The organism is Denitrificimonas halotolerans, from assembly GCF_034259425.1.
GTDB classification, from domain to species: domain Bacteria; phylum Pseudomonadota; class Gammaproteobacteria; order Pseudomonadales; family Pseudomonadaceae; genus Denitrificimonas; species Denitrificimonas halotolerans.
Genome location: NZ_JAXIVU010000003.1, coordinates 66,751 through 90,818 on the forward strand (window position 1 = coordinate 66,751; position 24,068 = coordinate 90,818).

20 protein-coding genes, 3 tRNA genes and 1 riboswitch are annotated in these 24,068 nt (G+C 45.9%); of the genes, 7 read left to right on the plus strand and 16 right to left on the minus strand.

Translation table 11 applies throughout. The annotated features are described in order from the left end of the window. Positions 1-60: 60 nt before the first annotated feature. Genes TOI97_RS03625 through TOI97_RS03635 form a run of 3 tightly spaced genes read right to left on the minus strand, consistent with a single transcriptional unit; the run spans position 61 to position 3,559 of the window. Entirely contained in the window at positions 61-1,902 is a 1,842-nt protein-coding gene (locus TOI97_RS03625; protein ID WP_321552761.1) for a GldG family protein, read from the minus strand. A gap of 2 nt (positions 1,903-1,904) precedes the next feature. Next, on the minus strand, positions 1,905-2,639 hold the full coding sequence (locus TOI97_RS03630; RefSeq protein WP_321552762.1) for an ABC transporter permease subunit: 735 nt from the start codon (positions 2,637-2,639) through the stop codon (positions 1,905-1,907). Continuing rightward, positions 2,636-3,559, minus strand: coding sequence for an ABC transporter ATP-binding protein (locus TOI97_RS03635; RefSeq protein WP_321552763.1), 924 nt, complete (start codon positions 3,557-3,559; stop codon positions 2,636-2,638). The genes TOI97_RS03630 and TOI97_RS03635 overlap by 4 nt, the downstream gene beginning before the upstream one ends. Before the next feature lie 279 nt (positions 3,560-3,838). Between TOI97_RS03635 and plsB the strand changes: the two genes are divergently transcribed. Both plsB and TOI97_RS03645 read left to right on the plus strand, forming a co-directional pair. Continuing rightward, on the plus strand, positions 3,839-6,319 hold the full coding sequence (plsB, locus tag TOI97_RS03640; protein WP_321552764.1) for a glycerol-3-phosphate 1-O-acyltransferase PlsB: 2,481 nt from the start codon (positions 3,839-3,841) through the stop codon (positions 6,317-6,319). Between the two features lie 39 nt (positions 6,320-6,358). Continuing rightward, positions 6,359-6,555, plus strand: a riboswitch (yybP-ykoY riboswitch). 5 nt (positions 6,556-6,560) lie between these two features. Beyond that, positions 6,561-7,133, plus strand: coding sequence for a TMEM165/GDT1 family protein (locus tag TOI97_RS03645; protein ID WP_321552765.1), 573 nt, complete (start codon positions 6,561-6,563; stop codon positions 7,131-7,133). A 175-nt stretch (positions 7,134-7,308) separates the two neighbouring features. Here the strand turns inward: TOI97_RS03645 and TOI97_RS03650 are convergent, their stop codons facing one another. Continuing rightward, complete coding sequence (locus tag TOI97_RS03650) at positions 7,309-8,265, minus strand: NAD(P)H-quinone oxidoreductase (RefSeq protein ID WP_321552766.1); 957 nt, start codon at positions 8,263-8,265, stop codon at positions 7,309-7,311. A 128-nt stretch (positions 8,266-8,393) separates the two neighbouring features. On the opposite strand from TOI97_RS03650, the gene TOI97_RS03655 reads away from it, so the two are divergent. Next, positions 8,394-10,487 (plus strand): carboxy terminal-processing peptidase, encoded by a 2,094-nt coding sequence (locus tag TOI97_RS03655; RefSeq protein WP_456077544.1) that lies wholly within the window; start codon positions 8,394-8,396, stop codon positions 10,485-10,487. Between the two features lie 21 nt (positions 10,488-10,508). On the opposite strand, the gene TOI97_RS03660 is transcribed toward TOI97_RS03655, so the two are convergent. From TOI97_RS03660 to tcdA, 6 genes are all read right to left on the minus strand, one after another. Further along, entirely contained in the window at positions 10,509-10,799 is a 291-nt protein-coding gene (locus tag TOI97_RS03660; protein ID WP_321552768.1) for a transposase, read from the minus strand. Between the two features lie 67 nt (positions 10,800-10,866). Continuing rightward, positions 10,867-11,343 (minus strand): SEL1-like repeat protein, encoded by a 477-nt coding sequence (locus TOI97_RS03665; protein WP_321552769.1) that lies wholly within the window; start codon positions 11,341-11,343, stop codon positions 10,867-10,869. Positions 11,344-11,345: 2 nt separating this feature from the next. Then, positions 11,346-11,714 (minus strand): hypothetical protein, encoded by a 369-nt coding sequence (locus tag TOI97_RS03670; protein WP_321552770.1) that lies wholly within the window; start codon positions 11,712-11,714, stop codon positions 11,346-11,348. After that, positions 11,707-12,027, minus strand: a complete 321-nt coding sequence (locus TOI97_RS03675) for a helix-turn-helix transcriptional regulator (protein ID WP_321552771.1) — start codon at positions 12,025-12,027, stop codon at positions 11,707-11,709. The genes TOI97_RS03670 and TOI97_RS03675 overlap by 8 nt, the downstream gene beginning before the upstream one ends. Positions 12,028-12,374: 347 nt before the next feature. After that, positions 12,375-13,094 (minus strand): FKBP-type peptidyl-prolyl cis-trans isomerase, encoded by a 720-nt coding sequence (locus tag TOI97_RS03680; protein WP_321552772.1) that lies wholly within the window; start codon positions 13,092-13,094, stop codon positions 12,375-12,377. A gap of 155 nt (positions 13,095-13,249) precedes the next feature. Continuing rightward, positions 13,250-14,065, minus strand: coding sequence for a tRNA cyclic N6-threonylcarbamoyladenosine(37) synthase TcdA (tcdA, locus tag TOI97_RS03685; protein WP_321552773.1), 816 nt, complete (start codon positions 14,063-14,065; stop codon positions 13,250-13,252). Between the two features lie 515 nt (positions 14,066-14,580). Between tcdA and TOI97_RS03690 the strand changes: the two genes are divergently transcribed. The 4 genes from TOI97_RS03690 to TOI97_RS03705 are packed head-to-tail and all read left to right on the plus strand — an operon-like array spanning position 14,581 to position 18,351. Then, entirely contained in the window at positions 14,581-15,393 is an 813-nt protein-coding gene (locus TOI97_RS03690; RefSeq protein ID WP_321552774.1) for a putative RNA methyltransferase, read from the plus strand. Between the two features lie 2 nt (positions 15,394-15,395). Continuing rightward, a complete protein-coding gene (locus TOI97_RS03695) occupies positions 15,396-15,779 on the plus strand; it encodes a hypothetical protein (protein ID WP_321552775.1) in 384 nt (127 codons plus the stop codon). A 37-nt stretch (positions 15,780-15,816) separates the two neighbouring features. Beyond that, positions 15,817-16,692, plus strand: a complete 876-nt coding sequence (gene ypfJ, locus TOI97_RS03700; protein ID WP_321552776.1) for a KPN_02809 family neutral zinc metallopeptidase — start codon at positions 15,817-15,819, stop codon at positions 16,690-16,692. A gap of 54 nt (positions 16,693-16,746) precedes the next feature. After that, positions 16,747-18,351, plus strand: a complete 1,605-nt coding sequence (locus tag TOI97_RS03705; protein WP_321552777.1) for an FMN-binding glutamate synthase family protein — start codon at positions 16,747-16,749, stop codon at positions 18,349-18,351. A 170-nt stretch (positions 18,352-18,521) separates the two neighbouring features. On the opposite strand, the gene TOI97_RS03710 is transcribed toward TOI97_RS03705, so the two are convergent. From TOI97_RS03710 to TOI97_RS03735, 6 genes are all read right to left on the minus strand, one after another. After that, positions 18,522-18,597 (minus strand) — tRNA-Glu (locus TOI97_RS03710). 146 nt (positions 18,598-18,743) lie between these two features. Then, positions 18,744-18,819, minus strand: a tRNA-Glu gene (locus TOI97_RS03715). 56 nt (positions 18,820-18,875) lie between these two features. Next, a tRNA-Ala gene (locus tag TOI97_RS03720) sits at positions 18,876-18,951 on the minus strand. Between the two features lie 394 nt (positions 18,952-19,345). Next, the gene (locus TOI97_RS03725) at positions 19,346-21,130 is read right to left on the minus strand and encodes an ABC transporter ATP-binding protein (RefSeq protein WP_321552778.1); all 1,785 of its coding nucleotides are present in this window, start codon (positions 21,128-21,130) and stop codon (positions 19,346-19,348) included. After that, positions 21,117-21,749: a DsbA family protein gene (locus TOI97_RS03730; protein ID WP_321552779.1), complete on the minus strand. Its 633-nt coding sequence runs from the start codon at positions 21,747-21,749 to the stop codon at positions 21,117-21,119. Before TOI97_RS03730 ends, TOI97_RS03725 begins: the two co-directional genes overlap by 14 nt. A 268-nt stretch (positions 21,750-22,017) precedes the next feature. Next, positions 22,018-24,054 (minus strand): NADPH-dependent 2,4-dienoyl-CoA reductase, encoded by a 2,037-nt coding sequence (locus TOI97_RS03735; RefSeq protein WP_321552780.1) that lies wholly within the window; start codon positions 24,052-24,054, stop codon positions 22,018-22,020. Between the last annotated feature and the right edge of the window lie 14 nt (positions 24,055-24,068).

The following is a 24,068-nucleotide window of genomic DNA, read 5'->3' on the forward strand; positions in this document are numbered from 1 at the left end:
TGAACCCTTCCAGTTGAAAATTCAGTCCAACTTTAGGGGTTCACTCCAAATGGTTCACTCCTACACTTTCATCCGACGAATACGACGCAGCAAGACCATCATCACTAGCATAAAAGTCAGTAAAATTGGCATCACACCAATATTAAAGAACTTCAACCGGGTTCCTAACGCTTCAATATCAGCACTAAGCTGGTAGCGTACCTCACGTAACTCCTTACGTATTTTCAGCTTTTGCTCTAAAAACTGTTGCATGGTCGCTTCCTGTTCCACCGTTAACTCTTGCTCTTGAGACGGATCCATTTCTTGCTGCAAGGCAAACAACTTGTCTTCAGTTTCCGCTAAACGAGCCTGTAAAGCTTGTTCCTTTTGCAAAAAACGCTCCTGCGCTACACGCTGTAACTGATCCACCACAGTAAACGGACGATTAGAGTTACCACGAGAACGGATACCAATTAAAGCATCTGAGCCAGATAAGTTTTCTAAAGCATTGATCGTAAAACTACCGTTATCCGCCCAGGGTTGTGGCAAGCGTTGACCAAAAAAATTCTGCACATGCACCCACATCCTGTCACTCAAGATATCGCTATCTGCTATCACAATAACATTGATGTTATCAGCCTGTTTAAGCCCCTCACTTTGCCCTTCAACACCATCGATAAATGCACTATGTGCAGGACCACTGATACGTGCTGCGAGTACATAACGCTCACCAGTCGGCTCTAACTCAGCCAGCAATTGAGCTGGATTTTGCAGCATAGCCATGCGCTGCGCAGCAAAAGGCATAGCATATTCTGAACTATATAAGAGTGGTGTAAATTGCGTCGTAGCATCAGCCAAAGGCTCTAAAATCCCTGCACTAGCTAAAGTCACATTATTTAACTGCGAAGTCAGCACATCGGTATCATTAAGCGCTTGTTGAGGCAGCTCCAACCACCCGGGATGGCGCACTGCTCGCTGTTCAGGGCCAACGCCTACAGACATCGCATAAGCACCATCGCCCACTACCTGCTCCGGCACCATGCGCAGCCCCCATGCTTGAAATAATGTTGGCAAGTTAGACTCTTTATCCATCCCCGCCGCGCCAAGCATAATTCCCCCTATATCGGCCTCACTAAAAGGATCAACAAAGGCCAGCAATTTACCGCCTCGCAAAACAAACTGATCGATGGCGTATTTTGTGGCTTGACTTAAGTTTTTAGGATGAACTAAAAATAGCGTGTCCACCTCTTCAGGAATTAAATCCACATCATCAGCTAAGCTTTCAATATGAAACTGTTGACGCACCTCTTCTAGAATCGTCCATACAGGCAAAGCTCTGCCCGCTTGCATATCAAAGCCACCATTAAGTGGCAAACCACTGAGCAACCCAATCACCGGACGCTCAGGCTGAGCCACGCTACTGATTAAACGGCTCAGTTCATACTCTAAAAGTGCTTCTTGATCTAGGGTAAAAAACGGGATGATATATTGATCACCTTGGTTGTTTTCTGCGGCTAAACCGAAATACAGTTGAGCCCCTCCCTGATCTAAAGGTATAGCTTGTAGACCAAGTGCAGCGGCACGGTCTTCCGCTTCAGAAAAAGGTTCTGGATCAATGACTTCTAAACTGAGCTTACCCTCTGCCATGCGCACATAAGTGCCCAGCAACTCTTCCACTCGCCGTGCATAATTACGTAATGTCGGCACATCACGAGTAGCTTTATCCGAGTAAAAATACTGCAAGCGTATAGGCTCTTGCAGTTCCAGTAAGAGCTGTCGTGTGCCATCAGATAAGGTATAGAGTTTTTGCTCTGTAAAATCGATCTGGGTATTTTTAAACCAATGATTAGATAACAGATTAAAGCCCAAAAAAACAATGACAATGAATAACAAACCGACACTAGAATACATCAATCTTTTCATGATTAGTCTGCCTTCTTTAAATCAATAACCACCGCCGTTGCCATCAGCCATGCAGCTATAAAACTGGCAAAATAAAGCAGATCACGCACATCGATCACGCCTTTACTGATTGCTTGAAAGCGTGTTAAAAAACTAAAAGAAGCGACTGTATCAATCAGCCACTGCGGCGCCCAACCTGTAAATATGTCCAGCACCAATGAAAAGCCACTCAGTACAAAAACGAAACACACACTGACCGTTAAAATAAAGGCGATGACTTGGTTTTTTGCCCAAGCTGACATACAAGCCCCTACGGCTAAGTAGGATCCAGCCAACAACCAACTGCCTATATAACCAGTCAAAATAGCTCCATTATCAGGATTGCCTAAATAATTCACCGTTAAAACCATAGGAAAGGTCAACAATAAAGCGATACCCGCAAATACCCAAGCCGCTAAGAATTTTCCGACAACACTTTCAAAACGCGTAATAGGTAAAGTCATCAGCAATTCGATGGTGCCGCTTTTACGTTCCTCAGACCACATACGCATAGCTAAGGCTGGTACTAATAATAAATATAACCAAGGGTGAAAGTTAAAAAATGGAAGTAAGTCAGCCTGACCACTTTCATAGAAATCGCCTAAATAAAAAGTAAATACACTGGTTAACACCAAGAAAATCAATAAAAACACATAAGCTAAAGGCGTCGCAAAAAAACTAGAAAACTCTCGTTTAAAAATAATCGGCAGCTGTTTCATGCAGCATCTCCACGTGTCAAACTACGAAACACTTCATCCAACCGGCCGCGCTCCACTTCTAATTCACGCACCTGCCAGCCTTGCTGATAAATCAGTTGATTAATTGCTGGGAAAATCACCTGACCAGGTGCCGCAACGAGAGTCAAGCTACCATCCAATGGATTCTCCTCCACAGCAAGCACACCTGGTACCGACTGCAGTAACTGACGATCTAGTGGCTGCTCTGGCAACAAAGTTACTGCTTGATGATAACGGGAGCGGCTTTGCAAAGCGTAAGGAGTTTCATCCACTAGCAAACGCCCTTGATGGATCAGCATCGCTCGAGTACAGAGTGCACCGACCTCTTCTAAAATATGCGTTGAGATAATCACAATGCGCCCCACCGCTAAGTTTTTAATCAGTTTGCGCACTTGATGCTTTTGGTTTGGATCAAGGCCATCCGTGGGCTCATCTAAAATCAAAACTTGTGGCTCATGCAACACGGCTTGCGCCAACCCCACACGACGTTTAAAACCCTTAGATAAAGTTTCAATACTCTGTTCAACAACCTGCTCAAGTTCAACCAAAGCAATGGCACGCATGACACGCTCTTTCAATGCTTGCCCACGGTAACCACGGATCTGAGCAATAAATACAAGAAAATCACCAACTGTCATATCACCATAGCAAGGCGCACCTTCTGGCAAATACCCTATCTGACGTTGAGCCTTTAACGTCTGTCTCTCAATATCAAAACCACAAATACTGATGCTACCTTCACAAGGTGCTAAAAAACCCGTTAGCATTTTCATGGTAGTGGATTTACCGGCACCATTCGGCCCCAAAAAACCCACCACTTCACCTGGCTCAATGGTAAATGATAAATCATCCACTGCGACCTGCTGCACAAAGCGTTTTGTTAAGTGCGCTACTTTGATCATTATTGTTTACCCTTCTACATCATCACTGCAGGTTTACCGCACAATCCACTCGCGATTAAAAACCACAAAACTGTGCCATTACACTTTATAAAAAGAAAGAGCATAACAGCCAAGCTCAGTATTTAAATGACAATTATTACTTTATAGCTGCACTGTGAATAATTTTACCCCCACAACGGGTCTGAAAAGCGTAACCTATCAACCATTGCGTACATGCACTCACTCACGGATTTTCACTTTCCCGCAGGTAGTTCTGATTCATTTGAGGCTGATTTCTTTATGTTTTTACCATCAATACGTCGCCTATACTTTTCAGTCTTACGACACTTATTATTAATTTGGGTGCGTTCAGAAACCATCGATAACAGCGTCTTTCATAACCTACGTAGTGACCTACCCTTAGTTTATGTACTGCAACAACCGTCTATAAGCGATCTTATTGTGCTGGACAATGAGTGCCGGAAAGCTGGCCTACACCGTCCAGTCGAACGCTTTAACGAACCCAGTTTAGAACACCTCAGCTGCTTTTTTTACTTACGCCAAGAACCCAACTGGACAGGTCGTAAAAGTAAGCAGCATATTGCGCCAACCTTAAAGCAATTGGTCTGCGCAGTGGACGCCGGCCACTTGAAAAATGTGCAAGTGGTACCTATTAGCGTGTACTGGGGGCAGTCCCCCGACCGTGAAACCAGTCCATGGAAACTTATCTTTGCTGATAGCTGGGCAGTGACAGGTCGCTTACGCCGTTTTTTTCAAGTTTTGATTTTAGGTCATAAAACGCGTGTGCAATTTTCTGCTCCTTTACAATTATCCGAACTGACTGACCAAGGTAAAGGCCAAGTGCGCACTCAACGTATGCTGCACCGTCTACTTCGCGTACACTTTCGCAATAGCAAGGCCGCCGTGATAGGTCCCGATCTATCCCACCGTCGCACCTTAGTCAAGGCGCTGATCCATGAGCCAGAAGTTCAGAAAAATATTACCCTAACAGCTGATCGCGAAGGCATCAGCCTAGAAAAAGCACAAAAACGCGCATTGAAGTACGCCAATGAAATTGCTTCAGACTACTCTTATATAGCCATTCGCTTTTTAGAATTGGTACTCAGTTGGTTTTGGAATAAGTTTTATGATGGAATAAAAGTCAACCACATAGAAGGCGTACGCGAAGTAGCTCACGGACATGAAGTCATCTACGTACCATGCCACCGCAGCCATATTGACTATCTGTTAATGTCATATTTGTTATTTACCAACGGCTTAACTCCTCCACACATCGCCGCAGGCATTAACCTCAACATGCCTATTATTGGTCGTTTGCTACGCCGTGGCGGTGCTTTCTTCATGCGCCGCACTTTCCGTGGAAACCCCTTATATACAAGTGTTTTTAACGAGTACATGCATACCTTATTTAATAAAGGCTTTCCAGTAGAGTATTTTATTGAAGGGGGCCGCTCACGTACGGGGCGTACCTTACAACCCAAAACTGGCATGCTTGCTCTTACACTAAGTAGCTTCTTACGCTCACAACGCTTACCCATTGTTTTTGTACCGGTGTATATCGGTTATGAACGTGTTTTAGAAGGTCGTACCTATCTAGGCGAGTTACGAGGCGCCAACAAGAAAAAAGAATCTTTCTTTGATGTATTTCGTGTTATCGCTGCTATTCGCAAACAACGTTTCGGCAAAGTTGCGGTGAATTTTGGTCAACCGTTAAAACTGGCTGACTTCTTAAATGCACAGCACCACAACTGGCAACACATCCCACTCGAAGAACGCAAAACCTTTACTGGCCCTGCAGCACAACAATTAGCCACCCATATTGCTCGATATATCAATGCAGCAGCAGACATTAACCCCGTCAACTTAGTCGCCTTAGCGATGCTTTCCACACAGCGCTTAGCCCTAGATGAAAATGCACTGACACGCATCATTAATTTATACCTCTCTTTACTGCGCAGCGTACCCTATTCCAAACACACTAGTGTGACCGAAGGTGATGGCCTCAGCATAATTACACATGTGCACCAGATGAAATTAATCAGCGAACAGCAGGATGCTCTAGGTCGTATTTATTACTTGGATGAAAACAATGCGGTGCTCATGACCTATTACCGCAATAATGTACTGCACGTGTTTGCACTCCCTGCGTTATTGGCCAGTTTTTTTCACAGCAATGCCCGCATGACCCGAGAACACATTTTAGAATTAACCCACGCTCTCTATCCCTATTTACAAGCAGAGCTCTTTACCCATTACGCAGCTGATGAAATCGAAAGCGTCGTTGATCAATGGTTAACCTGTTTTATAGAGCACGGTTTATTACAACGTGACGGTGAGACCTATCAGCGTCCTGCACCAAGCTCCACTCAATATGTCTTGCTCAGCTTACTGGCGCGCACCCTTATTCAGACTCTGCAACGCTTTTATATGGCCATCGCCTTACTGCTCAATAAGGGGCAAAATGCACTTGATGCGCAACAATTAGAAGAACTCTGCACGGTTATGGCACAGCGTTTATCTATTCTGCATGGTTTAAATGCACCGGAGTTTTTTGATAAAAGCCTATTCCGTCACTTTATTCAAACATTGATTAACGAAGGTGTCATACAAACTGACGATGAAGGCAAATTGAGCTATCACGATAGACTAGGCACTTTAGCGGAAAGTGCCGCAAAGCGAGTACTGCCAGCTGAAATCCGTCTATCTATCCGCCAAGTCACCACGACGGATGATGCTCCAGCCTCATCAAAACCAGATTGATTTAAAGGTGTGAGTTACTTAAGATAGCAACCTTCTTGAGGGAGTAGTCGGCTATGGAGTAAGCCATAGCATGCACGTCAACATACTTGATCCTTTGATCATGGCGTGTATACCCTAAGTTATGTTGCAGTACGCCATAACATACACTGGGGCTGACGAGACTCATGACATACATAATCTTCCTGGGTGGCAAGGCTATGTATGCCATGATTATTTCGTCTGTCCGCCCTAAGGTTAACTTATGTTTGACACATTGCTGATTTCTACGAGTATTGTTGCCCTTGCCGAAATCGGTGACAAAACTCAACTACTCGCGCTATTACTTGCTGCACGTTATCGCAAGCCAGTTCCCATAATCCTCGGTATTTTAATCGCTACCTTGGCCAACCATTTTATCGCTGCGGGCATTGGCCACCAAGTCTCACAACTGTTTGAGCAATCAACCTTGCTCTGGATTTTAGCTGCTAGCTTTCTTGCTGTAGCAATCTGGACTTTAATTCCCGACAAACTGGATACTGATGGCCATATTATCTCCAAATATGGACCCTTTATAGCTACTTTAGTAGCTTTCTTTTTAGCTGAAATGGGCGATAAAACTCAAGTTGCTACGGTCATGCTCGCTGCTCAGTTTGATTATTTCTGGCTTGTCGTCTGTGGCACCACACTCGGCATGCTTCTCGCGAATGCACCAGTGGTGCTCATGGGAAATTTTGCTGCCGAACACTTACCGCTTAAGTTAATTCGTTCTTTTGCAGCAGCCAGCTTCCTAGCCTTTGCCATTTACTGTGTATGGCAGGCGATGTACTTAACTTAATAGTCCGCATAAGACTTGACACTGCCACTCAAGAGTGAGTGAACCTAGAGTTACACAGAGGTCAATCAACACTGACACCAGATACAACCTTTAGGCACCGTAAGTTTGCACACTGTACTCAACAAAACCTACGGTGCCTCCTCAAGATATTACAGCCCGATTCAGGACCACAGCTTTACTCTTCAGAGATGTGTAACACAACCTTACCATTCACTTGATTACTAGCTAACCGGGCAAACGCAGCGTCAGCATCATCCCAAGCAAATACCTCATCCACCTGTGCAAGAAGCTTCCCTTGCGTAAAGAGTGGCCACGCTTTTTCGGCCAACTGCGCCATCAATTGACCTTTAAAGTCATCACTGCGACTACGCAAAGTAGAACCAATCAACTTAATTCGCTTACCTAGCAACTGCGCTAAATCCAATTCAGCACGACGTCCCCCCATTAAACCAATATTGACCCAACGCCCCTCCATTGCCAGCATCTTTAAGTTCTGTGCAGCATAATTGGCACCAACAGGATCGAGAATCACATCAAAAGGGGCAAAATCATGCAACCCTTCAATATTGTCACCCCGTACCACACCCCCTTCAGCCCCTAAATCGACGCAGTATGCTAAACGCTCAGCAGAACCAACGCTCACCCAACATGGACTAGCAAAAGCTTTGCACAACTGGATAGCTGCCGATCCTACGCCGCTAGCTCCCGCATGAATTAAAACTTTTTCACCAGGCTGCACTTGCCCTAATTGAAAGATATTCAGCCATGCAGTAGCGTACACCTCAGGAATCGCTGCTGCTTCTAACAGGCTGAGCCCTTCAGGGACCGGTAATATGTGACGCTCATCAACACACACCTCTTCAGCCATTCCACCACCAGCCAACAGAGCACAGACTCGATCCCCCACTTTCCAAGCGCTACGCTCGCTCACTTCGCTAATCACACCAGCGCACTCCAACCCCAACACGTCAGTGACTCCTGGCGGTGGCGGATACAAACCTGCTGCTTGTAATAAATCCGCACGGTTTAGGCCAGCAGCAACAACACGAATACGAACCTGTCCAGCCTCACAGTTGGGAGTCTCACACTCAATCAACGTTGGACGACCTTCACTACCTTGCAATGCTTTCATTGTGCCTCCATATTGTTACTTATATTATTCATTGTTATCTATTTTTCACCGATTACAGCCTACAATGGAACTGTAAACACTTTAGGTGGCCTAAAATGCGTCATAACTCACTCAATAAAAGAATCAGCATGAAGCACACTTTAACTCGCTCTGCCTTGGCTTTAGTAATTAGCCTTGTGGCTTTGCCGGCATCCTATGCAATGAGCAAAGCACAACAATGGGACTACTTACAACCCGACCGCGACCAAATGATCGCCAGTTTAAACGTGGTTGAGCTACTAAAACGCCACCACTATAGCAAGCCCCCCTTGGACGATGCCCGTTCTCGAAAAATGTATGCAGGCTACTTAAAAATGCTAGATCCAGCACGGGTCTACTTTACGGCAACAGATATTCAAGAGTTTAATCGTTGGGAAACACAGTTTGATGATTTTCTTAAGTCCGGCAATCTTAAGCCTGGCTATGCAATGTACAACCGCCAACTGAGTCGCCAAGACCAATACCTTGACTATGCTTTAGAAAAGTTGAGTAAAGGTGTTGATGCAATCGACTTTACCCTTACTGAAACCTTCGAAACTGATCGTGAGAAAGCCCCATGGGCAGCCGATGAAGAAGCTCTTAAAGATTTATGGCGCAAACGCTTAAAGGATCAAATTCTGCGCTTAAAAATTGCTAATAAAGAACCTAAAGCCATTGAAGAGCTGTTGACTAAACGCTACAAAAATCAAAAAAAACGCTTACAGCAAACCCGTAGTGAAGATGTATTCCAAACCTACATCAATGCTTTTGCGCAAACCTACGATCCACATACAACCTACCTATCACCAGACAATGCAGAAAACTTTGATATCAACATGAGCCTTTCGCTCGAAGGTATTGGGGCTATGCTACAAAGTGATAATGAGCACGTAAAAATCGTTCGATTAATCCCAGCAGGCCCAGCCGAAAAAAGCAAGCTAGTAGCCCCTGCAGACAAAATCATTGCCGTTGGTCAAGGTCAAAAGGAACTGGTGGATGTCATTGGCTGGCGATTAGATGAAGTAGTTAAGCTGATTCGTGGTCCTAAGGGCTCACAGGTGCGTTTGGAAATTATTCCAGCCAGTAATGCTCCAAATGATATGACTAGCAAAGTCATCACTTTGACCCGCGAAGCTGTCAAACTGGAAGAGCAAGCTGCGAAAAAATCGATTCTCAACCTCGATCAAGACGGGCGCCAAGTCAAATTGGGAGTCATTGAAATCCCAGCATTTTACCTTGACTTTAAGGCCTACCGTGCAGGCAAACCAGATTATAAAAGCACCACTCGTGATGTGAAGCGTCTCATCACCGAACTGCAAGATGAGCAAGTGGAAGGCATCGTCATAGACTTACGCAATAATGGTGGTGGCTCATTGCAAGAAGCGACGGAACTCACTGGGTTGTTTATTGAGCAAGGCCCAACAGTCCTTGTACGCAATAGCGATGGCCGCATCGACGTCTTAACTGATGATCACGAAGGCGTGTTCTATGATGGCCCACTTACAGTACTGGTAAACCGTTTATCGGCTTCTGCTTCAGAAATTTTTGCCGGTGCAATGCAGGATTACCGCCGTGCGCTGATTATTGGTGGACAAACTTTTGGTAAGGGTACTGTGCAGACTATACAGCCTCTCAACCATGGTGAATTGAAACTGACTTTGGCCAAATTCTACCGTGTTTCAGGTAAGAGTACACAACATAAAGGGGTGATTCCTGATATCAGCTATCCAGCTGATATGGACATCAATGAAATCGGGGAAAGTGCTCTGCCTGAAGCCATGCCTTGGGATAGCATTAAGCCCGCTATCCACCTTAAAAAAGATCCATTTCAACCATTTATTGCCGAGCTAAAACAGCGTCACAATGCACGCACTAACAATGATCCTGACTTTGTCTTTAGTCGCGAACGACTCGCTTTAAATCAGCGGTTGCAGAAAGACACTCTCGTCAGTCTCAATGAAGCCGAGCGCCGCGCTGAATACGCTAAAATTGAACAAAAACAACTCGCCCTTGAAAATGCTCGCCGCGCCAGTAAAGGCGAAGATCTCTTAAAGACCTTAATCAAAGAAGATGAAGACGATCAGATTATTGCTGCCGCAGCAGAAAAAGATGCTCAAAAGAAGCCCGAGGATGATGCTTACTTAGCTGAAACAGGGCGTATTTTATTAGACTGGTTAAAGCTTTCGCCAATGGCCAGCCGCTAGTTCATTGACATCCTCCCCGACCTAAAGGACGGGGATTATTACTGCTAGACGTCCATGCCCGAGCACGAGAATGTTTTGTGCCGCGTTTATATCGCGGTCGTGAGTGACACCGCACCCACTGCACGCCCATTCTCTTATTACAAGTCCTGCGATACCTTTCGGTCTCGATTCAGGTAAGCTGCCGCAACTCGAACAGCTTTGGGTGGTGTATGCTTCGTCAAATTCCTTAAAAACAATGCCTGCGTGAGCGCATTTATAGTCCAGCATTGTTTTTAATTGACCCCAGCCAACGTCCTGTACTGACTTGCTCATCGTTTTTTACAAGTTTTAAGCGACTGAAATGGCCCACATAAAATAAGTTTTCATTCAATTAATAAACTTAAATAAACCCTTGCACCACCGCTAGATGCTCTTTAACTCGCTGTGCATCATCCGGACTCGCAGGTAAATGAGCCGCACCCTCTTCATAAAGTTGCAATAATCGCCGTAAAGCCAGTGGATGCCCACCCCGCCCTGCTAACTCTAACCAATATACCGCCTCAACCGCATCTGCTGGCTCATTCAGTGCCCCTTCCAAAGCATGTATACCCACCTGATAAGCAGACTTAGCATCTCCCGCCTCTGCAGCCTGAACCAATAATCGTAACCCTTCACTTTTAGCACCTAAACCTTGGCCACGGTGCAGCAACAAATGACCATAAAAAGCACGTGCATCCACATCATCATAGCGACTCATACGAGCAAAACGCTCTTGCATCCAAGCCCAAATACGCTGATTCTCTACTGCCCAGCGCTGATTAAACAACTTACGCGCCATTGCATAACCGAGTTGGGTACGTAACTTAGCAAATAACATGCTTACACCTCTGGATAACTATATGAATAAACTTGTGCCAACTCGGTCTCAAGCCATGCAGCAACGTTCGACTCATCCATATGCCCTTGAAATCGCCCCAATTTTTGTACGTACTCCATAAACCCCAATTGCGGATGCGCTGGCTGAGCCTGACTCACTACTAAAGCACTGCGTAAAGGTCGTTGATGCTGATGATCCTGCTGTGCCAACCTTTCTAAGGTTGTAGCCAAACGCCGCACACTCGGAGCCGGAAGTTGTAACTTCTCAATCACTTGCCGATAAGTCATCACTCTGCGTTGCTGTTGAGCAACCGCTAACAATTTTAATAAGCCAATATATTGCTCATTATTCAATGCTAAAGTTTCACTCATCTTTCCAGCCTGGAATATTTAATGCGCGAGCCAAAGTACGCTTAATGACATCACTGGCCTCGCGCTCCCCGCTTTCAATCATTGCTAAATAATGCGGGCTGATGCCAGCTTCATGTGCTACAGCTTCTAACGTAAGTGATGCCCGCTCACGGAGCACTTTAAGTTCACGCAAACTTTCTAATTTTTTTTGTTCTTGAGCAGCTATCGCCGGTTTGTATTCACGTCCTGCTGCTTGCAATAACATTTGATACTCTGCCCAAGGTAAAACCGCATACTCTGGTTCTCCATCACGGGCAATAATTTGTACACTCATTGATTTTTATCCAAATAGTATGAACGACCCACCACTTTATAAGTGGAGAGCTCCTAGTTCATGCACAGACTTGATGGGGTGCCTGCACCTCAACAGTGGTTATGCAAATTGACTAAGCTAGCGCCCTCACACTGGGGGTTTCTATAACTGATAACCAATAGCGCAACCCTTCCTTGAGGATGTTGATACTGGCGTTATAATCACGAACTAAGACGAAGTTACAGCTTGGGTATTGCCATTACCGCTTGATAAGGGTGAGTTCACCCTTATCAAGCACATGATCACATGTTAGATATGGTCGCCTAGCAAAAGGAATCCCCGCCCTCAGGGCAGGAGGAAGGAGGACGTCAGTCAGCTGCTTCTGTGTCCTTTTCATCTTCCACAGATTGACTTGGTATATCTAGCAACTCCACCTCAAAGATCAAAGTAGAATTTGCAGGAATCGCTGGCGATGGGCTTTGTGCCCCATAAGCCAAGTCACTAGGTATATAAAACTTATATTTAGCTCCGACATTCATCAGCTGCAATCCTTCCACCCAACCTGGAATCACTGCACCCACCGGAAACTCAATAGGCTCACCACGGTCAATAGAACTATCGAAAACACTGCCATCAATTAAAGTACCGTGGTAGTGCACACTCACCGAATCATTAAGTTTAGGTTGTGCTCCTGAAGCATCTTCTAAGACCTCATATTGCAACCCCGATTCTGTAGTTTTCACACCATCACGCTTAGCGTTTTCAACTAAAAAATCAGCACCTGCTCTAGCTGTTTCATCGTTTAACGCTGCCATTCGCTCTTGCGCACGCTCTTGTAAAAAGCTAAAAGCCTCCATGAGCTCTTCATCAGCAACACGTTGCTCATCCTTTAAGGCATCTTCAATACCCAAAGCTACAGCTTGTGCATCTAAATCATCCATGCCCTCAGAACTGAGGCTTTTACCCACACTTAAACCAATACCGTAAGATGCTTTTTGCGCCGGCGTTTTTAACTCAGATTTATTATCACAGCCTACTAATGCTAGAGTGAGTACAGCAACCGAAGCTGCTAAATGATGTAACTTCATTAAATAGTATCCTTGCCTAATGCCTTACGGCTTATGGGTATAAAGATCATGATCTTAGCAGCCGACCTGTTCACTGGCTACCGACTTTAAGAGGATCAAACCTTATGTTAGTTCAATATTTGAGTGTCTTTTCTACAGCTCACCCCTGACTCATTTTAAGTCTTGCTGTGCCCTATTACGCGACGCTCAGAAGGCCGTCGAGCTCCTGCCACCAGTTTATCCATTGCCCGTGCGGCCGCTACTAAACCAAAACTGGCCGTGACTGTCATCGCTGCTCCAAAACCACCCGCACAGTCTAAACGCACCCCTTCTCCAACAAAACTTTTACTCGAACATACACTACCGTCGGGCTTGGGATAACGCAGTTGCTCAGTGGAAAACACGCAAGGCACACTATAATGCCGTCCCGGTGTTCGAGAAAAACCATACTCACTGCGCAATAATGAACGCACTCGAGCTGCCAGTGGGTCATTGAAAGTTTTATTTAAATCACCCACACGAATTTGCGTTGGGTCAACCTGTCCACCAGCACCACCTGTGGTTACGATTTGTATTTTACGACGCTTGCACCATGCAATTAAGGCCGCTTTAGCTTGCACACTATCGATACAATCTACAACAAAATCCAAATCTTCGGTGATGTAGTCGGCAAGCGTTTCTTGATTGACAAAGTCCGCCACTGCATGCACTTTACAATCGGGATTAATCATATTTAAACGCTGTGCCATGACATCTACTTTCATCTGTCCCACAGTGTCGTTTAACGCGTGCGCCTGACGATTGGTATTAGTGATACAAATATCATCCAGATCAAACAGTGAGATCTCACCCACTCCAGATCGTGCCAAAGCTTCGGCAGCCCAAGAGCCTACACCACCTATACCGACCACGGCCACATGCGCGTGCTGCAAGCGCTGTAAAGCCTCTACACCATACAACCGTGCAATACCACCAAAACGCAAATCATCCATTCGATAACCTCAACAATTTGTTACCCCATTCTAACAGTTATCCCTTTGTCACCTTCTACTCCAGTAGAATGAAGATCCCTACAGCTAGACGACTGCAAGTTGAAGTGCACTCAATCCAAATACGTTACACAGTTTGACTGTTCAACCATAAAAACACTATGTTCTTGAATAACGCACTGACTGAGCTCATTAACAAAACCCAATGACGAATGTAGTGCTTCTAACCATGCTGCTGAACAGACCTGCACTCAAGCTTTTGATGTTTTAACCCACTTAATCGTGCAACAGGGCTTTTAATTGCTTATTAAGAAGATACTCGCATAGCGCTCGTTATCTAGCCTCACACTCGAAGTGCAAAGCTTTACGCAAAACTGATAACGCTTACAAAATCCAACCTATTTCACTACACTGTATACGTATTTTACAGCACTGCTTAGCGTTGTCCTGCACAATGCACAATCTATATTTTTATCTTTGTATCTAGCCCATATATGACCTAAGGTTCGGGGACCGACATGCTTATTTGCCCCATCTGCCAATCGGCACTGACAGAACACGAAAATAGCGTGTGCTGTATCTTTCAACATAGCTTTGATCGCGCTCGCCAAGGCTATTTCAACCTACTGCCTGTTCAACATAAAAAAAGCCGTGCACCAGGTGATAATCTCGCCATGGTACAAGCACGCCGCGATTTTTTGTCTGCAGGTTACTATGCCCCCGCAGCACAACGTCTTGCGACTTTAATGCAAGAACGGCAACCTCAGCGTTGGCTCGATATTGGTTGCGGCGAAGGTTATTACTCTGCACATATTGCTCAAGCCATACCCAATAGCCAAGGTTATGCACTTGATATTTCCCGCGATGCGGTGAAACAAGCTTGTAAACGTGATGCGAAAACTACATGGCTCGTGGCCAGCATGGCTCGCCTGCCATTAGCCTCCAACAGCTGTCAAGCCATTACCAGCATTTTCAGCCCCATTGACTGGGCTGAGGCTGAGCGTGTCCTTGCTCCTGGTGGTGCAGTTTTACGCATAGGGCCTCACAGCGATCACCTGTTGGAACTGCGCGAAAAACTCTACGATAAGGTGTATCACTATGACGACAGCAAACACCTACAACATGTCCCAGTAAACATGCAATTAATTCACAGCGAAACCTTACGCTTCAAACTCACCTTAGATGAGGCTCAAGCACGCGAAAACTTATTAGCTATGACTCCTCACGGCTGGCGTGCCAGCACAGAAAAACGTCAAGCAGTAATCAATCATCCACTCACAACCACAGTAGCAATCCGCTATGATTGGATTGAAAAAATGGAAGATAAATAATAATGCGCCAGCCCGATATTGAAATTTATGTCAAAGACAGTGACCGCAGTACAGTAAGTCTTTGGCTAGCCACTGCTTTAAATATGCCCGTATGCACTTGGCTAGAAAAAGGGCGCGTCTCGCGTTGTCAATATGGCGACATTCCTGCAGTGTGGTTTGAGCATGCCGTGGGTAAATGGCACAGTTTACTACTCGAAAGCGAAAATACCCCATGGGCCACCGACCTTGAATGCGCACAAGCTGCCGCAGCGTACTTGCAAGTACAAGTACGCTGTGCAACAGGTAGTTGGCAAGAAGCCGATGGTGAAGAAGATGCCGACCGCTGGTTGCAAGTCAACGCCGACACCTCACTCGAAACCATCACTTGGTACACTGCTAATAAATAAAAACCATATCAAACTGATTAAAAGTGAAGGACACTCTATGCGTTGGAAAAAAGCACGCCGCAGCGACAACGTCGTCGACCAGCGCGGTAAGGGCCGCAGAAGTGGCAAAGGTTTAAGTTTAGCTGCAATTGCAGCTATTGTGATTATGGGACTAGTCAGCGGCCAAGACCCGATACAGATTATCAGTAATATTGCAGGGCAAGCCGTACAGCAAGGCGGCATCAATCTAGGCGGCCAGACCGCTGAACAATCAGAGATGTTAAAAAGCGATCCACAAAGTGAATTTGTTCGCGCCATTTTAGGTGATACCGAAGATACTTGGCGAGACATCTTTAGCCAAGCTGGCAACCACTATACAGACCCTAAGCTTGTGCTCTTCAGTGGCAGCGTACGCTCAGCCTGTGGTTATGCAGACGCAGCTATTGGCCCCTTCTATTGTCCTGCCGATCAACAAGTGTACTTAGACCTCTCCTTTTTTACAGAAATGGAACAGCGTTTTGCCGCTACTGGTGAATTCGCTCAAGCCTATGTAATCGCCCACGAAGTGGGCCATCATGTCCAAACTTTATTAGGTGTTTCTACTCACGTACAAGCTGCCCGCCAACGAGGCGAACGTGTAGAAGGTCATAACGGCCTTCTTGTGCGTCAAGAATTACAAGCAGATTGTTTAGCTGGTGTTTGGGCACATCATGCACAACAGCGTCACAATTGGCTCGAACCAGGTGATTTAAAAGATGCGCTTAACGCTGCCCAAGCCATTGGCGATGATCGCTTACAAAAGCAGGCTCAAGGCTATGTTGTACCTGACTCCTTTACGCACGGCACCTCACAACAGCGTGAACACTGGTTCACCCAAGGCTATAAAACAGGTAAAGCTAACCAATGCGACACCTTTAGCGCACAGCTTCTTTAAGAAATAACATTACGATTGACTAGGAACATCAAGCACGCAACAACAGGAGAGTTTATGTTTGTTATACGTTACACCTTATTTGCTGCCGCCATTGTAGGCAGCGTACTCACCTTACTACTAGCCTTAACTAGCCCTTGGTGGCTCTTGCTCAGCAGCATCTTCCTCGCATTAACTACTGTGGGCATTATGGACTTACGTCAGACCCACTCTACCTTACGTCGCAACTATCCCGTTGCTGCGCATATTCGTTTTATCTTTGAAGAATTGCGCCCTATGTTGCGCCAATACATTGTTGAAGCCGATGACGACGAGGTCCCCTTCTCTCACGAACAGCGCTCACTGGTCTACCAACGCTCAAAATCTGAATTAGAAACACGCGCCTTTGGTACAGAGCAAAATGTGTATGGCACACGTTATGAATGGATCAACCACTCCATCGCCCCAACCAAAATTATTGACGATAACTTCCGTATTCAAATCGGGGGCCCCGATTGCAAACAACCTTATTCAGCCAGTATTTTTAATATTTCTGCAATGAGCTTTGGCTCACTATCCCCAAACGCAATACGTGCGCTGAATAAAGGTGCACAGCTGGGTGGTTTTTACCATGACACTGGTGAAGGATCGATTTCCACTTATCACCGTGAGTACGGTGGCGACATGGTGTGGGAGCTAGGCTCGGGATATTTTGGCGCCCGCAATGAAGATGGTAGTTTCAGCCCTGAACGCTTTGCTGAACGCGCAAGTCTAGACCAAGTCAAAATGATTGAGTTGAAACTATCACAAGGAGCTAAACCTGGGCATGGTGGCATGTTACCCGGACCTAAAGTGAATGCAGAAATTGCTCGTACTCGAGGCGTTCCTGAAGGTGAAGACTGTATTTCTCCTGCTTTTCACTCGGCTTTCTCCACACCTGAGGAACTCTTGCATTTTATTGCTCAATTACGCGACCTGTCTGATGGGAAGCCAACCGGTTTCAAACTAGCCATTGGACACCCTTGGGAGTGGTTTGCCATTGCTAAAGCGATGCTCAGCACTGGCATTACGCCCGACTTTATTGTTGTAGATGGCGCCGAAGGCGGAACCGGCGCAGCACCCTTAGAGTTTGCAGATCATATCGGCACACCAATGCGCGAAGGCTTAATGTTAGTGCACAACACTTTAGTCGGCCTCAATTTGCGGGATAAAATTAAAATTGGAGCCGCCGGAAAAATCATTACTGCCTTTGATATTGCCCGTACGCTAGCCCTAGGAGCTGACTGGTGTAACTCAGCACGTGGCTTTATGTTTGCCCTCGGTTGCATACAATCACAAACCTGCCATACAGATCGTTGTCCTACTGGAATTGCAACGCAAGATACTCAACGTTGGCAAGGTTTAGATGTGCCAGACAAGGCTACCCGTGTATACCAGTTTCACGCACGCACCGTAGCGACACTGCGTGAAATCATTGAAGCTGCTGGCTTACAACACCCAGGACAACTGGGACCTGAACACATTATTCGTCGGGTTTCACCGACTTTGGTGCGTTCACTCTCGACTTTGCATCCTTATTTAGAACCCGGCGATTTACTCAAACCTGATAGCCTGCCCGAACACATTGTGTTTCAGCGCTTCTGGAATGCAGCACGCCCCGATACCTTTGCTTTTATACCGTAGGCTTTACTTAAATACTTATCTTAAGCCTACTTGCACGGCTGCACTCGTATGCCTAAAGATCAATGCATCACCACAATATTCTGTACCGAAACAACCAATCGAAGGTACACAATCCACAAACAAAAAAGCCAGCTCTATGAGCTGGCTTTTTTTCAAGATCAACTTGAATATGGCGTCCCCTAGGGGACTCGAACCCCTGTTACCGCCGTGAAAGGGCGGTGTCCTAGGCCACTAGACGAAGGGGACAAAACCTTCGAAAACAAACAAAAAATGTGTTTGTTAGTGTTAATTTGAGCTTAACGATTGCAGCCGTTATTACTCTATATGTAACTTTCAAGATGTGACTGACTTGATCAGCTCAGTTACATTTCAGAGTACAGGCTCTGAGAATATGGCGTCCCCTAGGGGACTCGAACCCCTGTTACCGCCGTGAAAGGGCGGTGTCCTAGGCCACTAGACGAAGGGGACAAAACCTTCAAAAACATAACACATTCATGTTATGCCACTGATTCGTTAAGAAAAAGTGGTGGAGCTAGACGGGATCGAACCGTCGACCTCTTGCATGCCATGCAAGCGCTCTCCCAGCTGAGCTATAGCCCCATTTCGTGGACGGGGCGTATATTAAGACTCCACCCACCCCATGTCAAGCACTTTTATTAAAATTATTTTACCAAGGCCGCTAAAAACATATGCCACTGCTCAACAGCATGACTAGAAGCATCAATTTCGCCTGAAGCTTTATCATTAAAAAGCGTTGTGTACTTTTGTCTGCCCTCGGACATTTAGATATATACCCATGGCGCCGGTAAGTAGTTAGGGCTGCACTGCCAAACGGTGCAGTGTATTGCAGCTGAGCACAATACGCACCGCAAGCAGTTCAAAAAAGCTCGATAGAAATGGCGTTAGTCAAGTGTGTATGCCGCTCACAGGACTGCCCCTTGGCGCAAGATCCGCTTAACAATGGTAACTCTTCAGGCCCCGCAAACCAACTTGATTAACGCTGCAAAGCCCCATATAACTGAGCATACAAACCACCTTGAGCCAACAGCTTATGATGCTCACCACTTTCCACAACACGCCCTTCGCTCAATACTAAAATACGATCTGCTTGCTTCACTGCACTTAAACGGTGGGCAATAATAAAAGTGGTACGCCCCGCGAGAAATTCATTTAAAGCCTCATGCACAGCATATTCAGTCGCACTATCTAGAGCCGAAGTTGCTTCATCCAAAATCACCACCTTTGGATCACTGAGTACCATCCGCGCGATAGCTAAGCGCTGCCGTTGGCCACCTGATAACCGCACCCCTGCACGTCCAATGACCGTGTCTAATTTCTTGGGTAAAGCGTGAACCATATCAGCCAACTGAGCAACTGCTAAAGCTTGCCAGCACTGAGCATCATCCACCTGACGTCCCATGCTCAAATTAGCACGCAAACTATCATTAAATAACGCCGGTGTTTGTAACACCACTGCTACATGCTCACGCACACAAGATAATCCTATTTCCTGTAAGGTCGCGTTGCCATAACGAATTAACCCTGATTGAGCGGGATATAACCCAAGTAGCAATTGCACTAAAGTGCTTTTCCCTCCACCACTCGACCCCACAATAGCAACCTTTTCACCAGCAGCCACACTAAATGAAAGATCATCTAACACTCGCTCACTACCATAGGAAAAGGTTAAATGCTCAACGCTTACTGGCAATGTCTTACGCCCTACAAATGGATTCTGGGTCGCTGGATAATCGACTTCATCCTCTCGCGCTAGCAATTGATTAATACGCACCATAGCGCCATCGGCAGCATAAAATGCATACTGCATACTCAACAGCTGCTCAATTGGACTAATCATAAACCATAGATAACTAAATACAGCCAGCATCTGGCCTATGGACAGATCAGAAAACAGCACTGTAAGCATTGCCACAGCACGAAAAATATCAATTCCATATTGAAAAAGTAAGGCACTAGCACGCTGTGCCACATCCGTTTTCCAGTGAGAACTGATGGCGCGATCACGCACATGACGCGCATGTTGAATTAAACGCTGAAAAAAGAATCCTTGGTGATTGCCCGCTCGCACTTCTTGAATTGCATCCAAAGTCTCATTTAGACTTTGGGTAAAAACAGCAGTACTGTCATTCTCTAGTTTTTTAAGGTGTTTAACCCGTTTCCCCAGTTTAATTGTGCAAAAAACCACTACTGGATTCAGCAACAAAATCAGAAGCGCTAACTTCCAATGCATCCATAAGAGAACCGAGGCCGTTCCTGTTAAAATCAGTATAGATACTAAAAAACGACTAAGTGTTTCACCAATAAACTGATCCAGCGTATCTAAGTCCGTCACCAAATGCGTGGTAACCGTACCACTCCCAAGACTTTCGTATTCCTGTAATGAAATACGCTGTAAACGCAAGAGCAAATGTTCACGCACGCGATACACCACATCTTTAGACAAATGGGTAAACATCTTGCTTTGACCGACATTAAATACCAGCCCAGCGACTCGCAATATCAAGCTCAGCGCCAAAATAAAGCCAATATAACCTATGGCCTGCTGCCATGCATCGGGCAATAGCGCATTCATTAACTCTAGGGAACGTCCACCCTGCTCTAACAGTACTGCATCCACTAACAAAGGTAGCAATAATGGGATAGGTACACTGCATAGCGCTGCTAGAATAGCCAAGAGATTTGCTAGCACCAAGCTGCGCTTGTGCTGCATTGCCAAGCGACGAATATACGCCCAACTGATGCGGTCAGATGCGGGCATGATTCGAAATCCAGCGCATAAGAATCGGTTCTAATACTGTGTAAGATTGATAGCCATTCGTGATCAATGCATATTGCTGCTGATCTTCTGCTAGCAAAGTCGGAAATCCATTCACAGCCAACTGTCTGACCCAGGCAAACTCTGCCTGGGTTTCCGTTTGTGTTTCTGGAGCATCAAAAGCCTCAGAAAAAGCGTCTTGATTGTAGCCCACTTGCACAGCCAGTCGGCTTAACACCCGAGGTTGCGTAATATCTTGCGCTTCTTGATAAAAGGCCTGCTGTAAAAGATCTAAATAAGGAAACAAAAGTCCCGCATTGAGTTGTCGAGCAACCACCAGCGCTCGACAGGCTGGCTCTGTGTCATAAAAAAAACCTTCTGGCATCGCCTGCACAAAGTTAAAGGGTTGCCCTGTGGCTTGGGCAACGTTATGCCAGTGGTGCAGGATATATGCACGCTTTTTTTCATTAAGTACAGCTTGAGCGCCTGTGCGCAACCCCCCAACACGCAACGTCATCTTTACTCCAGCAGCTTGAGCTTGTTGACGTACTTGCTGTAACACTGGGCTAAACCCCCAACACCACGAACACATAGGGTCTAAAATATAAATCAGTTGCGCCATACATGGCTCCTACTGCTATAGGGTACCCACTGAGGCAGCACAAACACTTCACCCAAAGGCTAGCTCAGACAAATTTGCCTGCTCATGCTACGGCGTTAATACCAATGACTTTACTTGTTTCAACCTTCAGTTTAAGGCTTTAGCATATTTTTTGTCAGTCTTGACCTGTTTGAAAGCCCCATGAATGCCCTAAAAACCATCTAAAAAACAAAACAGCGCTGCAAGCTCTCACCTACAGCACTGTTTTTACAGACCTATAATTCTATTTTTACAAACTCGCCGCCACACGTGAACCTTGATTAATGGCACGTTTGGCATCCAATTCGGCGGCAACGTCCGCCCCACCAACCAAATGCACAGTCACCCCATTGGCTTCTAGCTCACCCTGTAGTTCACGTAACGGTGTTTGCCCTGCACATAAGATCACATTATCCACGGGTAATACCTGCGGTGCATTACCTGCTACACTGATATGCAACCCCTCATCGTCGATACGCAAGTACTCAACTGCGGGAATCATTTTCACTTGTTTCATGCGCAGACCTGCACGATGCACCCAACCCGAAGTTTTACCTAAACCGGCACCCACCTTGCTTTTTTTACGCTGCAGCAAGTAAACTTGGCGAGCAGCCGCTGTTGGTTGCGGTTGAATCCCCTCAACACCACCACGCGCTTCTAGACCTAAATCAATCCCCCACTCTTTCCAGAAGGTTTCAGTATCTAAACTACTGCTCTTACCACTATGGGTCAATAATTCAGACACATCAAAACCAATTCCCCCAGCACCAATTACAGCAACGCTTTTGCCCACTGGCTGGCGCTCTAAAATTGCATCCAAATAGCCCATTACTTTAGGGTGATCAATACCCGGAATATCAGGTACACGCGGCACAATTCCTGTAGCAAGGATCACCTCATCAAAACCTACAGCCAATAGATCCTGCGCCTTAACACGCTGCCCCAAACGAACCTTCACCTGAGTGGCTCGTAGCTTTTGCTCAAAATAGCGCAAAGTTTCACAGAACTCTTCTTTACCTGGAATCAGCTTAGCCACATTAAACTGGCCACCGATTTCTTTGGCAGAGTCATAGAGCGTTACCTCATGTCCCCGTTCCGCTGCTACAGTAGCGGCTGCAAGACCAGCAGGTCCGGCTCCTACCACCGCAACCTTCTTCACCACCGCAGTTGGAATATAGTTCAACTCAGTTTCATGACAGGCTCGTGGGTTCACTAAGCACGAAGTTAACTTACCACTAAATGTATGATCCAAGCAGGCCTGATTACAACCAATACAAGTATTGATTTCATCCGCCTTACCCGCTGCAGCTTTATTCACAAACTCTGGGTCAGCTAAGAACGGACGCGCCATAGAAATCATATCTGCATCACCATCGGCTAAAATCTGCTCCGCCACCTCTGGTGTATTAATCCGATTGGTCGCTATCAGCGGAATCGAGACCTCACCACGCAGCTTAGCAGTGACCTTGGCAAATGCACCTCGCGGCACTTTAGTAACAATGGTTGGAATACGTGCTTCATGCCAACCAATACCTGTATTAATGATAGTAGCACCAGCCATTTCTAGGGCCTTGGCCAACTGCACCACCTCATCCCAACTACTGCCTTTTTCGACAAGATCCAGCATCGACAAGCGGAAAATAATAATAAACTTAGATCCAACTACTTCACGCACACGACGCAAAATTTCCAAGGCAAAACGCATGCGGTTTTCGTAACTACCACCCCACTGGTCGGTCCGCTGATTAGTATGAGTAACCAAAAACTGATTAATTAAATAACCTTCTGACCCCATAATTTCTACGCCATCATAATTAGCTTTCTGGGCTAATACGGCGCAATTTACAAAGTCTTGAATCTGCTTTTCAATACCCATCTCATCGAGCTCAATGGGTTTAAATGGATTGATCGGCGCTTGAATAGCACTTGGCGCTACTGACTTAGGGCTGAAAGCATAACGGCCAGCATGTAAAATCTGCATACAAATTTTACCACCTACATCATGTACAGCTTGGGTCACAATCTTGTGCTGCTCAGCTTCTTCTGTAGTACTTAACTTAGCGGCACCTGCATACACACTACCTTCCTCATTAGGTCCTATTCCCCCAGTTACCATCAGCCCAACACCGCCGCGAGCGCGTTCAGCAAAATAGGCAGCCATACGTTCAAAGCCATCGGGACGTTCTTCAAGCCCTGTGTGCATTGAGCCCATTAATACGCGGTTCTTTAAGGTAGTAAAACCAAGGTCCAACGGCGCCATTAAATGTGGATAATGTGGATTTGACATCAAGACTCTCCAAA

Excerpts from the sequence above, each read along its gene's own strand:
- TOI97_RS03625 (WP_321552761.1), bottom strand. The coding sequence starts at position 1,902 with ATGAAAAGATTGATGTATTCTAGTGTCGGTTTGTTATTCATTGTCATT.
- TOI97_RS03630 (WP_321552762.1), bottom strand. The coding sequence starts at position 2,639 with ATGAAACAGCTGCCGATTATTTTTAAACGAGAGTTTTCTAGTTTTTTT.
- TOI97_RS03635 (WP_321552763.1), bottom strand. The coding sequence starts at position 3,559 with ATGATCAAAGTAGCGCACTTAACAAAACGCTTTGTGCAGCAGGTCGCA.
- plsB (WP_321552764.1), top strand. The coding sequence starts at position 3,839 with ATGTTTTTACCATCAATACGTCGCCTATACTTTTCAGTCTTACGACAC.
- TOI97_RS03645 (WP_321552765.1), top strand. The coding sequence starts at position 6,561 with ATGTTTGACACATTGCTGATTTCTACGAGTATTGTTGCCCTTGCCGAA.
- TOI97_RS03650 (WP_321552766.1), bottom strand. The coding sequence starts at position 8,265 with ATGAAAGCATTGCAAGGTAGTGAAGGTCGTCCAACGTTGATTGAGTGT.
- TOI97_RS03655 (WP_456077544.1), top strand. The coding sequence starts at position 8,394 with ATGAAGCACACTTTAACTCGCTCTGCCTTGGCTTTAGTAATTAGCCTT.
- TOI97_RS03660 (WP_321552768.1), bottom strand. The coding sequence starts at position 10,799 with ATGAGCAAGTCAGTACAGGACGTTGGCTGGGGTCAATTAAAAACAATG.
- TOI97_RS03665 (WP_321552769.1), bottom strand. The coding sequence starts at position 11,343 with ATGTTATTTGCTAAGTTACGTACCCAACTCGGTTATGCAATGGCGCGT.
- TOI97_RS03670 (WP_321552770.1), bottom strand. The coding sequence starts at position 11,714 with ATGAGTGAAACTTTAGCATTGAATAATGAGCAATATATTGGCTTATTA.
- TOI97_RS03675 (WP_321552771.1), bottom strand. The coding sequence starts at position 12,027 with ATGAGTGTACAAATTATTGCCCGTGATGGAGAACCAGAGTATGCGGTT.
- TOI97_RS03680 (WP_321552772.1), bottom strand. The coding sequence starts at position 13,094 with ATGAAGTTACATCATTTAGCAGCTTCGGTTGCTGTACTCACTCTAGCA.
- tcdA (WP_321552773.1), bottom strand. The coding sequence starts at position 14,065 with ATGGATGATTTGCGTTTTGGTGGTATTGCACGGTTGTATGGTGTAGAG.
- TOI97_RS03690 (WP_321552774.1), top strand. The coding sequence starts at position 14,581 with ATGCTTATTTGCCCCATCTGCCAATCGGCACTGACAGAACACGAAAAT.
- TOI97_RS03695 (WP_321552775.1), top strand. The coding sequence starts at position 15,396 with ATGCGCCAGCCCGATATTGAAATTTATGTCAAAGACAGTGACCGCAGT.
- ypfJ (WP_321552776.1), top strand. The coding sequence starts at position 15,817 with ATGCGTTGGAAAAAAGCACGCCGCAGCGACAACGTCGTCGACCAGCGC.
- TOI97_RS03705 (WP_321552777.1), top strand. The coding sequence starts at position 16,747 with ATGTTTGTTATACGTTACACCTTATTTGCTGCCGCCATTGTAGGCAGC.
- TOI97_RS03725 (WP_321552778.1), bottom strand. The coding sequence starts at position 21,130 with ATGCCCGCATCTGACCGCATCAGTTGGGCGTATATTCGTCGCTTGGCA.
- TOI97_RS03730 (WP_321552779.1), bottom strand. The coding sequence starts at position 21,749 with ATGGCGCAACTGATTTATATTTTAGACCCTATGTGTTCGTGGTGTTGG.
- TOI97_RS03735 (WP_321552780.1), bottom strand. The coding sequence starts at position 24,054 with ATGTCAAATCCACATTATCCACATTTAATGGCGCCGTTGGACCTTGGT.